11 protein-coding genes and 2 tRNA genes are annotated in these 14346 nt (G+C 72.5%); 2 read left to right on the forward strand and 11 right to left on the reverse strand.

The window, feature by feature from the left end; translation table 11 throughout:
* Positions 1-51 precede the first annotated feature (51 nt).
* Together ACZ5NH_RS16980 and ACZ5NH_RS16985 are read right to left on the reverse strand one after the other, a co-directional pair.
* A complete protein-coding gene (locus tag ACZ5NH_RS16980) occupies positions 52-4605 on the reverse strand; it encodes a PAS domain-containing protein (RefSeq protein ID WP_468775936.1) in 4554 nt (1517 codons plus the stop codon).
* A gap of 609 nt (positions 4606-5214) precedes the next feature.
* Positions 5215-5676 (reverse strand): SSI family serine proteinase inhibitor, encoded by a 462-nt coding sequence (locus ACZ5NH_RS16985; protein WP_468775938.1) that lies wholly within the window; start codon positions 5674-5676, stop codon positions 5215-5217.
* Positions 5677-5848: 172 nt separating this feature from the next.
* On the opposite strand from ACZ5NH_RS16985, the gene ACZ5NH_RS16990 reads away from it, so the two are divergent.
* A tRNA-Ser gene (locus ACZ5NH_RS16990) sits at positions 5849-5939 on the forward strand.
* A 203-nt stretch (positions 5940-6142) separates the two neighbouring features.
* Positions 6143-6215, forward strand: a tRNA-Arg gene (locus ACZ5NH_RS16995).
* An 80-nt stretch (positions 6216-6295) separates the two neighbouring features.
* Here the strand turns inward: ACZ5NH_RS16995 and ACZ5NH_RS17000 are convergent.
* From ACZ5NH_RS17000 to ACZ5NH_RS17040, 9 genes are all read right to left on the reverse strand, one after another.
* Positions 6296-7579, reverse strand: coding sequence for a tyrosine-type recombinase/integrase (locus ACZ5NH_RS17000; RefSeq protein ID WP_468775940.1), 1284 nt, complete (start codon positions 7577-7579; stop codon positions 6296-6298).
* Positions 7579-7776, reverse strand: a complete 198-nt coding sequence (locus ACZ5NH_RS17005) for a helix-turn-helix domain-containing protein (protein ID WP_468775942.1) — start codon at positions 7774-7776, stop codon at positions 7579-7581. Before ACZ5NH_RS17005 ends, ACZ5NH_RS17000 begins: the two co-directional genes overlap by 1 nt.
* A gap of 187 nt (positions 7777-7963) precedes the next feature.
* Positions 7964-9112: a DUF3631 domain-containing protein gene (locus ACZ5NH_RS17010; protein WP_468775944.1), complete on the reverse strand. Its 1149-nt coding sequence runs from the start codon at positions 9110-9112 to the stop codon at positions 7964-7966.
* Positions 9109-9450: a hypothetical protein gene (locus tag ACZ5NH_RS17015; RefSeq protein ID WP_468775946.1), complete on the reverse strand. Its 342-nt coding sequence runs from the start codon at positions 9448-9450 to the stop codon at positions 9109-9111. Before ACZ5NH_RS17015 ends, ACZ5NH_RS17010 begins: the two co-directional genes overlap by 4 nt.
* 86 nt (positions 9451-9536) lie before the next feature.
* The gene (locus tag ACZ5NH_RS17020) at positions 9537-10427 is read right to left on the reverse strand and encodes a bifunctional DNA primase/polymerase (protein ID WP_468775948.1); all 891 of its coding nucleotides are present in this window, start codon (positions 10425-10427) and stop codon (positions 9537-9539) included.
* On the reverse strand, positions 10424-11158 hold the full coding sequence (locus tag ACZ5NH_RS17025) for a DNA methylase (protein ID WP_468775950.1): 735 nt from the start codon (positions 11156-11158) through the stop codon (positions 10424-10426). The genes ACZ5NH_RS17020 and ACZ5NH_RS17025 overlap by 4 nt, the downstream gene beginning before the upstream one ends.
* Before the next feature lie 87 nt (positions 11159-11245).
* Positions 11246-11521, reverse strand: coding sequence for a hypothetical protein (locus ACZ5NH_RS17030; RefSeq protein ID WP_468775952.1), 276 nt, complete (start codon positions 11519-11521; stop codon positions 11246-11248).
* Between the two features lie 17 nt (positions 11522-11538).
* Positions 11539-12006 (reverse strand): hypothetical protein, encoded by a 468-nt coding sequence (locus ACZ5NH_RS17035; protein WP_468775954.1) that lies wholly within the window; start codon positions 12004-12006, stop codon positions 11539-11541.
* Between the two features lie 207 nt (positions 12007-12213).
* Positions 12214-14337, reverse strand: coding sequence for an FtsK/SpoIIIE domain-containing protein (locus ACZ5NH_RS17040; RefSeq protein ID WP_468775956.1), 2124 nt, complete (start codon positions 14335-14337; stop codon positions 12214-12216).
* Between the last annotated feature and the right edge of the window lie 9 nt (positions 14338-14346).

The following is a 14346-nucleotide window of genomic DNA, read 5'->3' on the forward strand; positions in this document are numbered from 1 at the left end:
GGCCTGCTGCCCGGCGCGCGTGCCCGGTGTCAGCCGCCGGGCACCTGTGAGCTAGTTGGTGCCGATCCGCGCCAGCAGATCCACGATCCGGCCTTGCACCTCCGCGCTCGTGGACCGCTCGGCAAGGAACAGGACCGTCTCGCCCGAGGCCAGCCGGGGCAGGTCGGCCTGGTCGACGGCGGCGGTGTAGACGACCAGCGGAGTGCGGTTGAGCTGCCCGTTCGCGCGCAGCCAGTCGATGATCCCGGTGACCCCCGCCTGCCGGCGCTGCACCTGCATCAGGTCCATCACCACGAGGTTCGGCCGGAACTGCCCCGCCAGCGTCACCGCGTCGTGGTCGCTCGCGGCCCGCGCCACCTGCATCCCGCGCCGCTCCAGCGTCGCCGTCAGCGCCAGCGCGATCTCCGCGTGCTTCTCGATGAGCAGCACCCGCGGCGGATGCTGCTCGCTGTCCCGCGGCGCCAGCGCCTTCAGCAGTACGGCGGGATCGGCGCCGTACGCCGCCTCGCGCGTCGCCTGTCCGAGCCCGGCCGTGACCAGCACCGGCACCTCGGCCGCGACGGCCGCCTGCCGCAGCGACTGCAGTGCCGTACGCGTGATGGGCCCCGTCAGCGGGTCCACGAACAGCGCGGCGGGGAACGCCGCGATCTGCGCGTCGACCTCCTCACGGGAGTGCACGATCACCGGCCGGTAGCCGCGGTCGCTCAGCGCCTGCTGGGTCGTCGCGTCCGGCGCGGGCCACACCAGCAGCCGGCGCGGGTTGTCCAGCGGCTCCGGCGGCAGCTCGTCGTCGAGCGGCTGCGGCCGCGGGGTGTCCGCGATCTCGATGGCACCCCCGGGGCCGTCCAGCGGCTCGGGGCCCTCGGCGGCGTCGGCGTCCGGCGCGCCTATGGCGTACGACCGTCCGGCGCCCTCGGTGCCCGGAGCCAGCCGCGACTGCCCGGCCAGGGACGGATGCGCGGTCGTCGGCTGTTCGGCCGCCGGATGCGGCCGGCCCGCCTGCTCCGGCTGCTGCTCCGGACGCTGGGCCGGGTCCGGAGGCGTACCCAGCTTGCGTCGGCGGCCGGAACCGCCCGGCGCGTGCGGCGGCGGGGTCGCCGTCGGCTGCTGCACCTGAGCGGCCTGCCGGGAGAACGGCACACCCTGACCGAGCGTGCGGACGCTGATCGCCCGCCCCTGCGTCGAGTTCGGGTCGGCCGCCGGACCCTCGGCGGGCAACGGCTGCGCGACCCGGGGCGCCTGGCCCCCGGCGCGTTTCGCGGGGAGCGGGGTGCCGGGGGCCGGCGTGCCGGTCTGCGGTACGGGCGTGCCCGCACCGGAGGTGTCGTCGGCGCCGGGCCACTGCTGGGGCACAGCGGGCGCGGGAACGGCCGCCGGCACCGGTCCGGCAGCGGCCTCCGCGGGCAGCGGCTGGGCGCCCGGGGTGCCACCGGGCGGCGTCGCGGTTGTCGGCGCGGCGGGCTGCTGGGCCGGGACCGCCTGCCCTGGAGCCGCCGCAGCCGGCCGGCCGGCGGTGTCGTGCGCGGGCGCGGCGGGGTGCGGTACGGGCGGCTGCGGAACGGCCGCCTGCTGACCGGGCGCGGAGGCACCGGCCGGAGCGCCGGGTGCCGCAGTAGGAGGCAGCGCGGGACCGGCCTGGGCGGGGATGCCCTGACCGGCCGTACCCTGCCCCGGAATGCCGTGAACGGGCGTGCCCTGACCGGGAGTCGGCGTCCCCGCCGGGTGCGGCCCGGCCTGCCCGGGAGCGACCGGAACCCCCTGAGGGGGAGTCAGCTGCCCCGGCACGGCCGGTGCGGCCTGACCCGGAACGCCCTGCGCCGGAGCCGTCTGCGGGGGAACCGGCTGCCCCGGAGCGGCCTGGGCGGGAGCGAGCTGTCCCTGAGCGGGATTCGCCGGCTGGGCCGCGGCCCGGCGGCGCCGGCCGGTCGGCGCGCTGGTCGGATGCGGCTGCGGCGGGGTGTGATCCGCGGTCTGGTCGAGCGGTACGGCGTCGTGCCGGCCGTCGTCACCCGGTACCGCCACGCCGGACGGCGGCAGCTGAGCGGGCACCGGCGCCGGAACGGAGGCCTGAGGGGGAAGCGGAAGGGAACCGGCAACCTGTCCGGCGCCCGTACCGACCGGCACAGCGCCCCCCGGCCCCACGGGCACACCGGCACCCGGAAGGCCACCGGCCACACCGGCCGCCGGAACCGTACCGACGCCGTTCGCCGAGTCCGCGGACTCCGGGGTGCGGTCGGCCTCGGCCGGCGGCAGGGCGAAGACCGTACGTGCGCCCGCCTCCTGGGCGGCGGCACGCTCCGCCGCGGCGGCCAGCGCACGCCGGCGCCGCCCGGTCGGCTGCCCACCGTCGGCCGGAACACCCTCGCCACCCGGGACAGCCTGCGCGCCCGGCGTCGGCTCGCTGCCGGCCACCGGCAGTGCGGGCGCGGGCGGCAGGGCGGCCTGCGGGGCGCCGGAGTCCTGGCGGGCGCGCCGGCCCGTCGGCACGGGCACGCCCTGCGGCGGTACGGCCGGACCCAGCCCCGTACCGGAGGCGGCGGCCCCCGCGGCATGCTCGGCCGCCGTCACCACCGCGCCCTCGCTCACATCGGCGCCGCCCTCGGCGGGCCGGCCACGGCGTCGCCCGGTACCCCCGGACGCGGCCTCCACGGCCTCGGCCGGTACCGGGCCGGTCTCGTCGGCGGGCGCGCCGGCGCGCCTGCGACGGCGCCCGGTCGGCGTGGCCGCGTCGGCCTCACCGGCAGCGGGAACGTCACTCTCCAGGAAGGCGTCGGTGGAGGGCCGCCGGGCCCGCCGCCGTCCGCCACCGGCGGCCTGCTCGGTGGCACCGGCCTCGACCACGGCGACCTCACCGGCGCCGGAGACCTGCCCGCCCGCGTCCGGCGCGGCGGCCGGAAGCGCAGCGGCGGCCACCTGCCCCGCGCCCGCGCCGGCGACCGTGCCGGCGCCACCGCCGAGCGGCACCTCCAGCACATACGCGCTGCCGCTCATGCCCGGCACCTCGTGCGTCTGCAGCACGCCGCCGTGGGCCCGCACGATCCCGCGCACGATCGGCTCGTGCACCGCGTCTCCCCCGGCGTACGGCCCGCGCACCTCGATCCGCGCCACCTCACCGCGCTGCGCGGCCGCGACCACGACGGTGTTGTCCAGATAACCGCCCGCGGAGACGGGCGAGTTGCCGGTCGCATCGACACCGGCGACATCCGCCACCAGATGGGCCAGCGCGGTGGCGAGCCGCTGCGGGTCGACCTCCGCCTCGATGGGCGGCGCGTGCACGGCGAACTGGACCCGCCCCGGGCCGATCAGTTCGACGGCGCCGTCGACACCGGCGGCGACGACGGCGTCCAGCAGCACCTTCGTACGGGTGATGTCCTCGGCGCCCGCGTCCAGCCGCTGGTACCCGAGGACGTTGTCGATGAGCGTCGTGATCCGCGAATATCCGGCCGAAAGGTGATGCAGCACCTGGTTGGCCTCGGGCCACAGCTGTCCGGCGTCGTCGGCGGCCAGTGCCGCCAGCTCGCGCCGCAGCTCCTCCAGCGGTCCGCGCAGCGACTGCCCGAGCAGGGTCAGCAACTGCTCGTGCCGCCCGCTGAGGGCCTCGTACCGGTCCTTCTCCCGCTCGGCGAGCGCGGCGTACCGCTCCTCGCCGGCTCCGAGCTCCTCGGCGTGCTTCTCCCGCAGCTCCTCGACCTCGGTCACATGCTGCTGACGCAGCGAGGTCAGGTCGGAGGCGTGCTCCTCGGAGAGCCGCTCGACCTCCTCCGCGTGCGCCTTCTCCAGCGCGGCCTTCTCCTCGGCGAGGGCCTCGTAGGGCCGCCGGTCGGTGAAGGTCATCACGGCACCGACGAGCTGGTCCCCGTCGCGCACGGGCGCGGTGGTCAGATCGACCGAGACCTTCTGGTCCCCCTTGGACCACAGCACCTGCCCGCGCACCCGGTGCTTGCGCCCGGAGCGCAGGGTGTCGGCGAGCGGCGACTCCTCGTACGGGAACGGCGAGCCGTCGGCGCGCGAGTGCAGCACCAGCGTGTGCAGTTCCTTGCCGCCGAGCTCTCCGGCCCGGTATCCCAGGATCTGGGCGGCGGCCGGATTGACGAGCACGATCCGCCCGTCGGTGTCGGTCCCCACGACACCCTCGGCGGCGGCCCGCAGGATCATCTCGGTCTGCCGCTGCGAGCGTGCCAGCTCCGCCTCGGTGTCGACCGTCCCGGACAGGTCCCGGACGACGATCATCAGCAGCTCGTCACCCGTGTAGCCGTAACCGTCGTACGCCTGCTGCCCGTTCTCCAGGTTCGCGCTCGTGACCTCGACGGGGAACTCGGACCCGTCGGTGCGCCGCGCGACCATCCGCGTGGGCTTGGTCCGTCCCCGCGGATCCATGTGATCGGGCCGCCGCATGGACCCGGGGATCAGCCGCGAGTCGAACTCGGGCAGCAGATCGAGCAGCCCACGCCCCACGAGCGCCGTACCGGGTGCCTCGAATGCTTCGAGCGCGATGGTGTTGGCGTTGACGACGGTTCCGTTGGCGTTGACCAGGACCAACGCGTCCGGCAGCGCGTCGAGTATGGCTGCGAGGCGAGCAGCGCCTCGGGATGGCCTGCTGCTCACGAGACGCCTTCCTCCCTGTTACCGCACCTTGCCGACCGCTCGGGCCATCTTGCCAACCGGCCCGCGACGTGTCACGCGAGGGAGTCTAAGGGCACACGTTGCGCTCGCGACGCCGGATGAGAGGGAGGTCCCACGAGGAAGTGACACCGAACCGGCCACCACGGGCCGGCCACGCCCTCCGGCTCCGCGAGACCTTCGCGGGACTTTTACGGGACCGGTGATTCTGCTGGGGAAGCTGGGAGCAGGCCGGCTGTGCGGGTCGGTGGGCTGGTGGGCCGGTAGGTGGGCGGGCACGGATCCCTGGGGCGGCGGGTTGCCGGGCGGTGGATTGGCTGGGCCTGTTGATCGCTGGGCCGGCGGGGGCCGAGGGGTCGGCGGGTCGGCGGGCGCAGGGGCCCATGGGTCCACGGAAGGGTCGGCGGGCGTACGCATGTATGAGCCCCGGGCTGCCGGGCGCACGAGGAGCCGGGCGTCGGGGTGACGGGCGCACGAGGAGCCGGGCGCCGGGCTGAAGGGCCCACGAGGAGCGGGGCCCCGGGGTGACGGGCCGGACGCGCTGCCGGCCCGCATCGCCGCCGGGTGGGTCCACGGGGAGCCGGACCCGCGGGCCTACGCCGCCGAGCCCAGCCTCGGCAGCAGTGGCACCATCCGGTCCCACCGCCCGATCTCGCACCCGTTGCTGCGGTCGTAGGCGGCATCGACGCTGCGTCCGGCCCAGGTGCCGGTCACCCGGGCGGTGGCCGGTCCGCCGTAGAGCATGGTGCAGAGGGCGCCGGGTGCCACCGGGGCGAAGAGGTCCCGCCCCCACTGTGTGCGCTCGTCCAGCACCCGGCAGGCCTCCGTCGCGTCCGGGTGGCTCCCGGCCGCCGGATGACAGAACAGTTCGTACGTCCCGTCCTGCCCGGCCCCGGCATGCCGCACGACGACGGTGAGGTGATCAACGACCCGGTCCTCGGGCCGCACGGGCGGCGGCATGACGGGCGCGGCCACGGCGGGTACGGCAGAGAGGGTGACCAGGGCGGATACGCCGGCGAGGACGGCCGAGCCACCGCCATGAAGAAGAAAAGCCATGCCCTGCCCAACGCCCCAGCCCCCCGGACGTTGCGTCCCGCGCCGCGCCGGGCAGAAGCCCTTTGCCCTGCGGCCCGAGTGCCTAGTACCGTGGGGGGCGATTGGTGACAGGGCGCTCGGCTGTGTCATCATCTGCACGCACCACTCGCGCGCTCGCGTGAGCGGTTGTGCTGGAGGCGTCGCCTAGTCCGGTCTATGGCGCCGCACTGCTAATGCGGTTTGGGCCTTAAAGCCCATCGAGGGTTCAAATCCCTCCGCCTCCGCACCGATCCCGAAGCCCCGGTCCCCAGGACCGGGGCTTCGGCGTTCCAGCCCTCCGTCGCCCCTCAGCCCGCCTGCGGGCGTTTCCGCAGGTCACAAGGGGTGCGCCAAACGGATTTCACATGTCGACGGCAGTCATGTAATGTTCTTCCTGTCGCCGGGACGGGCCGAAAGGGCCGAAACGGAGACAAGAACAAAAGAACAAGCACTCGTAGCTTAACGGATAGAGCATCTGACTACGGATCAGAAGGTTGCAGGTTCGAATCCTGCCGAGTGCGCACAGATCAAAAGCCCTTCGGGATCATCCCGGAGGGCTTTTGACATCAACGGCTGACATCAACGCGACCCGAAGTGCCGATCACTTGTCGGTGTGGGGCTCCTGCTCGCCGTCTGATTCCTCCTCCGACTCGTCCAGCCCGAGCGCGTCGTCCATCCGGTCGGCTGCAGCCTTGAGCGTCGTGCTCATCACGTGCGCGTAGGTGTCCAGCGTCATCGTGATCGTGCTGTGCCCGAGCGTTTCCATGATCGTGCGAGCATCCACGCCCTGCGCGAGCAGAAGCGACGCGCACGTGTGGCGGAGGTCGTGCACCCGCACCCGCCGTACGCCGGCGTCCCGGCACAGGATGGTGAGCATCCGGTTCAGGCTGCGAGGGTCCGTGACGCGTCCGGTCGTCGTGGTGAAGATCAGCCCGTCCGGCTGCCCCGGTGTCGGCTGCCACTTCTTCCCCGCGACCTTGCGTTCCCGTTCCTGCTGGGCCCGGTGCTGTACGAGTGCCCGCATGCAGTGCTTCGGAATGGCCACCGTACGCATGGAGCGCACGGTCTTGGGGCTGCCGAAGATCAGCTCACGCCGGATGCGCTGTACGTTCCGGCGGACGCGGAGCTGTCCGTTCGTAAGGTCGACGTCCGCCCAGGTGAGGGCAAGTGCCTCACCCCGGCGCAGGCCCGTGGACACCAGCAGCAGCCACAGGGCGTAGAGGCGGTGGGAGCGGGCGGTTTTGAGCATGAGGCGAGCCTCTGCGGCGTCCAGCGGACGCACCTCCTTGCGGGAGACGGTGGGGGGTTCCACGATCCGCGCGACGTTCCGAGCGATCAGTTCCTCTCGAATCGCCTGCTGCAGCGAGGACCGCAGGACAGCGTGGATGTACTGGACGGTCCGGGCGGACGGTCGACGCTGGCAGCAACGGCCAACGGCGCAGCACGAGCGCTTGCCCTCCGGGCGCTCCGCGTCCGCGCCACGCAGGCAGCACAGGCAGGAGTCCTTGAACTCCGCGAGGAACCGGCGCACGTCTGCCGGCGACAACCGGTTCAGCCGCTTCTTGCCGAGTGCGGGGCGGATGTACAGACGGGTCAGACCCTCGTAACTGTTCAGCGTGGACGGCTTCAGCCGTTGTGGCGCGATGGTGGCGAGCCAGTAGGTGAGGTAGTCGCCGAACGCCATGGTGGACGCGGCGGCGGGAATGCCCTGACGGGTCTTCTCCTGCAACTCCGTCAGCTTCTCGGCCACTTCTGTGCGGGTCTTGCCATAGACGAACTTCCGGGTGCGGGTCCCGTCCGGGCGGTAGACGTAGGCAGCAGCCTGGTAGCGGCCGTCCGCTCGCTTGGTGATCGTTCCTTCGCCGTTGGCGCGACGCTTGGCCATTACGCGGCTTCCTCCATCCGGTCCTGCATGTACTGGCGAACTGCGTCGACCGGGACGCGGCGGGCCCGGCCGGATGTGTAGCTGTGGAGCTGTTTGGAGCGAATGAGGTCATAGACCTTGCTGCGGCTCAGCCGCAGGGCGGTCATCACTTCGGGGACGGTGAGGGCTTCGGGGGTTGCGGGCATGGCGGTGCGCACGACGAACCTCCTTGATGCGGGGGGGGGCGTTCTCGGCCCCCCTCTGGGAAGCCCGCTACTTCCGCTACCGCCGCTACGGTGCAGGTCAGGGGCCTGTTCGGGGTAGCGGGAAGGGGTAGCGGTAGCGGATGGGTAGCGGCGGGGTAGCGGCTCGCGGTGGTGCGTGCCGCTACCCCGTTTTGGCTGGTCAGGCGGCGTTTTCGATGCCGGGTAGCGGAGGTAGCGGACTTTCCGGGGGTGGGGGGCAGTAGCGGGCCCACGCGTCCCAGAGATCGGCGGCGTAGTAGCCCTTGAGGACGCTTCCGGCGGCCTTGATGTTGCGGGAGGCGATGGGCTCGTTGTCCGCCGTCATGTACTCGGCGAGCATCTTGGACAGGCGCCGGCTGTCGAGCGGCTTGCCGCCCAGGTCGGCCCACGGGGCGTCGTCCATGGCGTTGAGCCGGTCAAGGATGGCGACCGTCGGCAGGCGATCGATGCCGACAAGCACGTGGTCGCGCAGGTCGGTCAGCAGCCGAACGCCCAGGCTGCCCTTGTCGTTGGCCTTGGACGCGGTGACCAGGCTCACGCAGGCGGCGCGGGCCCGGTCGGGCCAGTGGCCGCCGGCGGCGTCGGCGACGGCGAGCAGGGGTTCCCACACGTCCGCCGGCCGGTCGGTCACCCCGCTCGGCATGTCCGGCCACGCCCCCAGCACGAACTCTCGCGCCTGCTCCGCCCACGCGGCGAGGCGGTCACGGAGCTTGTGCCCTTCGGCCTCGTGGATGCGGGCCCGGAAGGGCTCCACCTTCTCGTTCCTCGCGCGGCGGCGCATGCGGATGATGACGGAGCGACTCAGGATCGTGTCGGGCAGCGACCCGAGACCGGCGACCGCGACCGCGCAGTACGAGGGGAAGGCCTGGACGGTCTGCTGTCCGCCGTCGCCAATGCACCGGTAGGTGACTCCGGTGCGGCGGTGTCCGGCGTTGAGAAACCCGCGCAGTTCCTCGTTGTCCCCCGCCTTCGGCCCGAAGACGGTGTCGATCTCATCGAACAGGATCGTCGGCTTGCCGTTGCCTGCCGAGACGGACCGGAACAGGGCGGCGGCGGAGGCGTTGACGGCCGTCATCGGCTGCGGCACGAGGGTTTCCACGATCTCCAGCGCCCGCGTCTTGCCCGACCCCGGTTCCGGGGACAGGAAGGCGATGCGGGGAGTGGAGTCGAAGCAGTCGAGCAGGTGGGCGTGCGCGTCCCACAGCGCGACCGCGACGAACGCGGCATCGGTGGGGAAGACGTTGAAGCGGCGGTGGAAGGCTTCCACCTCGTCGAGCAGCGCGGCCCCGTCGATGGGCGTGGGGGTCATGCGGCGACCCTCCCTTCGGTGGGTACGGCAGGCGTTCCGGTGCAGGCGGACTTGTGGGCGTCGTACTCAGCGACCAGCGCCGCCACGGCCCGTGAGCCGGTGGCGGTGCCGGTCTGCCCGCAGCCACAGGCATAGGCGGCGGTGGGGGTGTCGCCGGGCCGGGTGGACCAGCGGGCACCGTCCCAGTGGTGCCGGTAGACCGGTGGGGCGTAGATGCGGAGACCGAGCCGCTCCGGGGTGGGGTCTTCCGCAATGTGGCGTGCCTCGTCGCTCCGGAACCGGTCAGAACGAAAGGCAGTTACGACGCCCTTACGGGCGGCGCCTTTCGGTTCGCCCACGGCCGTCGTGTGCACAGGCCGTGGAGCGGCCTGCGGGCCTGTGGATGCTGGGGGTTGGCCTTCCAATGGGATGGTGGTGGGGCCGGTCATGCCGCGTCCCTGGGTCGGGCTTTGCGGATGGAGCTGTCCAGGGCGCTGCGGATGGTGGTGCGGCACTCGGCGGCGGTGAGGCCGGCCGCCTCGCCGGTCCCTTGGAAGGCGTCCTCCGCCACGTGCCGGGGGAGGTCGCCCCATGCGACGAACCGCCCCACTTTGAACGCGCATCGGTTCAGCGTGGTGTTGCGTTCCCCTTCCGGGGCGGCGGCCACGACCGCGCACTCAGCTTCCAGTGCGGCAAGGGCGGCGCGGCTGCCGTCCACCGCAGGCAGCCTGAGCGGGCCCACAGGGCGCGTGGGGGCTGGTTGCAGGATGGCTTGCAGCCATGACGGCAGAGGGACCGCCATGGAGGCGCACAGCGCTTCGTACCGTCCGGCGGGGGTGGTGCTGCCGGCGGCGACGACGTAGCCGCCCCACGCCCGGGTGTCGATCGAATCGGCCACGGTGCCCGCCGTGTTGCCGAGCCTCAGTTCGGGCGGGGCGGTGAAGTACAGGTGGGTGCCGCCGCTCGGGGTCCGGGTCCGGTAGGTGGTGGGGACGGCGTGTCCGGCGCGCTCGCAGAGCGCAGAGAAGGTCGTCGCGCCGTCAGGCGCGTCCGAACTGCCCTTGTGTTCTGGGGTGTCCAGGTCCACCACGAGCAGCCCGGAGGGGCCGGTGGCGATACCGACGTTGAACGGGGCCCGCGTCCAGGCGGTGCGGATGCGGTCGGGGTCGGTGGTGGCGCGCTGCTCCCACTTCGCGTGCCCGTCCGCGCACACGCCGGTGCGGGCGCAGGTCTTCTCCCCGTGCAGCGCCGGCGGCTTCCCACCGGGACGCAGCGGGAAGACGTGCCAGCCGCGTTCGGCCGCGTCCAGCGCGGCCCGCAGCAAGTTCTCGTTCACGCGGCCACCTCCAATGCGGGGGTACGGGCGGCGAGGTAGGCACGGCCGATCCACTCGGTGAAGGCGGGCGGGATGGCCTCGGTCAGTTCCTCCCGCACGTCGGTCCAGGTGATCCCCATGGCCTGTTGCAACTCGGGGACGGTGGGCTTGCCGCCGCCGTTGCCGTAGGCGGCGACGTAGGGGCCGTCGTAGAAGCGGCCGTGCCGGTAGCCGCGCACGCGACCCCGGTGCGGGACGTGCGCCGGCCGGTCTGTGCTCCAGCCGCCCAACTCGAAGTTGCGGTGCCGGATCACCCCGAGGGAGAACATCTCCCCGCACAGGGTCAGGTCTTTACGGATCTTGGCGCGGCCGTTGGGCTGCTCGATGACGTAGGGCAGGCCGGTGGCGTCGAGCAGGGCGCGGGTGGGCGCCACGAGGTCGACGTGCGCGCGGCCCCATCCCTGGGAGGCGTTGGTGCCCACGGTCAGGGCGCATCCGTGCTGGCAGGGCGGGGAGGCGTGCACGAACGCGTACCGGCGGATCTCCCCGGTGGCGACGAGGTGGGCGAGGTGGGCGAGGGCATCGCCCCGGTGGTAGGGGAAGGGGTAGTTGGGCCGGTGGGCGATGTCGCAGCCGTCGACGTCGAATCCGGCACGGTGGTAGCCCATGGCGGCGCCGCCGGCGCAGGAGAACAGGTCCAGTAAGCGCGGCCTTCGGCCGGGCACTCGCCGGATGTCGGTGGGAAGGGTCATGCTGGATGTCTCCAGTTCCTAGAAGGTGCTGGCTGACAAGGGCGGCCCCGCGACTTTGGCGAGACGAGGGGGCCGCCCTTGGCGTAGCTAGAAGGGCGGTTCGTCGCCCCACGGGTCGCGTTGGGCGACGCGGCGGCGCAGCAGCCGGGGCAGGCGCGGGAGCGGCAGCAGGACCCTGCGCCACCCGGTCCAGCAGTCGCAGGGGTACCACTCGGTGCCGGCGTACTCGCCGGTGTCGTAGTCGCCGTAGTCGCGCTCGATGCCGCCGACACCTTCGCAGTCGGGGCAGTCCGGGCGGGGCGTGTCGGTCAGGACCAGCGCCCGGCGGGAGCAGCCGATGACCTGGAGGCGGAGTCGGATCACAGTGGTTGTCTCCTCGGTCAGCCGTGGAAGTGGTTGCGCTTGAACACCGCCCGGCGGATGTTCACCGTGGTCCCGCCCTTGTGGCTCTTGGCGGTGAGCACCTGGACGGCGATGAACCCGCCGAACAGGACGGCGGCCAGCGTGATGAGCTGGGTGATCAGTGCGGTCAGGGCGGTGATGAAAGTGGTTAGCATCAGCAGTCCGCCGCACACGGCGAGGAACCCGACGCCCCCGAGGGCGACGTTCACCGCCGCACGCGACACGGCCGGCTTGGCGGCGACCGGTTCGGGCTGTACGGGGCTGATGGCGTAGCCGGTGACGACACGGCCGTCCGGGAGGACGACGCTCGCCACGGCCGGGACGGCGCCCGGCTGCACGGGCGCGCGCGGGGCCGCCTGGACGACGACGGGCGGCTGTATCGGCGTCGGGTGGTGGACTTCCCTGCCCCGTACGGCGGGCGCGTTGTCGGCGTGGTCGGGGTACATGCGGAATCCCTTCCGATGCTGGACGAGGGAGGGGACGACACCCCCTTGGGGGTGCCGTGTGGAGGGGGTTTTCGGGGGTCTGACCTGCGGGCCTCCCTGACTCCCTGATGGATCATTGATGCTGGTCAGGGCCAGGGAGGCGATTCAGGGAGGGGTTCAGGGAGTTCTCCCTGCCTCCCTGACCCGGCGGGGGTCGCCTCCCTGCTGTCAGGAAGCGGAAGCGGAACCGGTCTCGTCGCGGTCGGCGAGCGCGCGGGCGAGCCGATCGCGGCTGATGACCTTCACGCCGTCGGACTTGTACGGCTCGGCCCCGGTGCCGTCCAGCACGCGCGTGAGGTCGATGAACGACCAGCCGCCGTAGGCCTTCGGGTCCAGGCCGGCGAGCCGGGTGATGACCTCCTGCGTGCGCACGCGGGCGTCGGTGCCGACGACGGCGGCGATGTCGGCGAGCGGATCCCGCTCCTCGCCCCGCTCGACGGCGTGCAGCGTCGTGACGCCGGAGCGCAGGGCCTTGGCCCGCTCGGCGATCTCGGCGGCCGGGTCGTCGTCGATGAAGTGGGTGCGGACCGTGAGGAACGACTGACCCTTGGGCATGTCGATGCCGTCCGTCGTGACCACGAGGGTGCCCTTATCCAGGCCCTGACGCAGCATGTGCGGGGCTGCGCCTTCCTCGACGGCCTTGTCGCCCAGCGCCATCTTCGACTGCGATTCGGTGCCCAGCACGAGGGAGGCACGGGTGTGGGCGCCCTCGCGGACCAGCTTGGGAAGGTTCTGGTCGGTGGGGTCCTGGGTGCCCTGCCACATCAGCACGTCGACGGCACGGCCCTGGTTGTGGATCTTCCGGACGGCCATGAAGTACCGGCTCGTGGCCTTGGAGCCGCCGTAGGGCCGCTTTTGCTCGTCGACGGCCGGGCACATGAACGCCAACTGTGCCTCGTCCACCAGGATGATGAGCGGGGGGAAGACGGCCGTCGGGTCGTTCTTGCGGATCTCGATGCGGCGGTTCATCTCGTCCACACCCGACTCGACCATCTCGGTGACCTGGATGACGTGGTCGTCGGTCGGTCCCTGGATCAGGACGTCCGCGATGCCGTCGAACATGGCCCAGTCCCCGACGCCCTTGAGGTCTCCCAGCCAGAACTGAACGGACCGGTCTAGGGCGAGCCACAGGGCCAGGGAGCGCAGGGAGGCGGTCTTGCCCTGGTTCGAACGTCCCGTAATGAGCAGGTGCCGCTGATACACGCTCAGCTCAACGGCGTCGCCACGCAGATCTTGCCCCCATGGGGCCTTGCCCTTGGCGTAGTCGGCGGTCAGCGTCTCGTCGGTGACCAGCGGGGACGGGCCGATCGGCTCGTCCAGCGCGCCGGAGTCGGCGATCCACAGCCGCACCGTGCGGGCCGCCTGGGGGATGGTGATGAACACCTCGTGCTCGTGACGGGAGAGGTTCTCGGCGAGCTTGCGGCGGCGTTGCTGAACCTCGTTCGTGGACACCCCGGAGGGCAGGGTGACGTCGACCTCGACGCCGCATCCGGCGATCACGATCGGGGACAGCATCGACGCGCCCGCGTCGCCCATCTCCTTGATGGCCTTCCGCAGTTCGGTGATGCCCAGGTCGCGCAGGGCCTTGACCACGATCGACGGTGTGATCGGCTCCCCCTCACCGTTCCGGATGTTCGGCGGGAGCGCCCACTGCGGTGCGGCCTGCTGGTGGGCGCCGACCGACCACAGTGCGAGCAGCGCGAGGAACGGGCCGATGGTGATGGCGGGGCCCCACACCACCCGCACGATCGTGACCATCAGGTTGATGAACCGGATGACGGCCATCAGGGGCGTGATGACCTCGGTGGGGTCCTTGGTGGCGACGGCCATGACGATGCCGAGCAGGACCAGTCCGCCGACGCCCATACCGGCGGTGACGGCCGCGCCCTTGGCGGCGTCGAGCGGGGAGTGGAGCAGGTCCATGCGGCGGCGGTGTCGGGCCTCGCGGAAGCGCTGCCCGCGTTCCTCCCACTCGGCTGCCGCCTCGAAGTTCCCCGCGGCTTCGGCGGTGCGCATGTAGCGCTCGTAGCGGGCGGCGGTGCGGCCGTCCCATGCCCGGCGGGCCACGATCCGCGTCCCGCCGGCGACGTAGAGGGAGTGCCGGGCGAGCGCGCGGGCGGTGGTGCGGGTGGTCTCGTGCGTGACGGCCGTGCGGACGGCGCGACCGGAGCGGACCCACAGGGGCACAGGCTTGGCGGGTGCCGGGTCGGGGACCACGGTGAGCGTGGTCACGGTCGCCGGCTCCGAGGGCGGTTCAGGGTTCTTGTGCAGGTGGACGACGGTGTCACTCATGGCGAAAGG

This window comes from Streptomyces sp. NPDC031426, from assembly GCF_055581585.1.

Coding starts and splice junctions, on each gene's coding strand:
- ACZ5NH_RS17010 (WP_468775944.1), bottom strand. CDS start 9,112: ATGACCCCCACGCCCATCGACGGGGCCGCGCTGCTCGACGAGGTGGAA.
- ACZ5NH_RS17035 (WP_468775954.1), bottom strand. CDS start 12,006: ATGTACCCCGACCACGCCGACAACGCGCCCGCCGTACGGGGCAGGGAA.
- ACZ5NH_RS17025 (WP_468775950.1), bottom strand. CDS start 11,158: ATGACCCTTCCCACCGACATCCGGCGAGTGCCCGGCCGAAGGCCGCGC.
- ACZ5NH_RS17040 (WP_468775956.1), bottom strand. CDS start 14,337: ATGAGTGACACCGTCGTCCACCTGCACAAGAACCCTGAACCGCCCTCG.
- ACZ5NH_RS16985 (WP_468775938.1), bottom strand. CDS start 5,676: ATGGCTTTTCTTCTTCATGGCGGTGGCTCGGCCGTCCTCGCCGGCGTA.
- ACZ5NH_RS17000 (WP_468775940.1), bottom strand. CDS start 7,579: ATGGCCAAGCGTCGCGCCAACGGCGAAGGAACGATCACCAAGCGAGCG.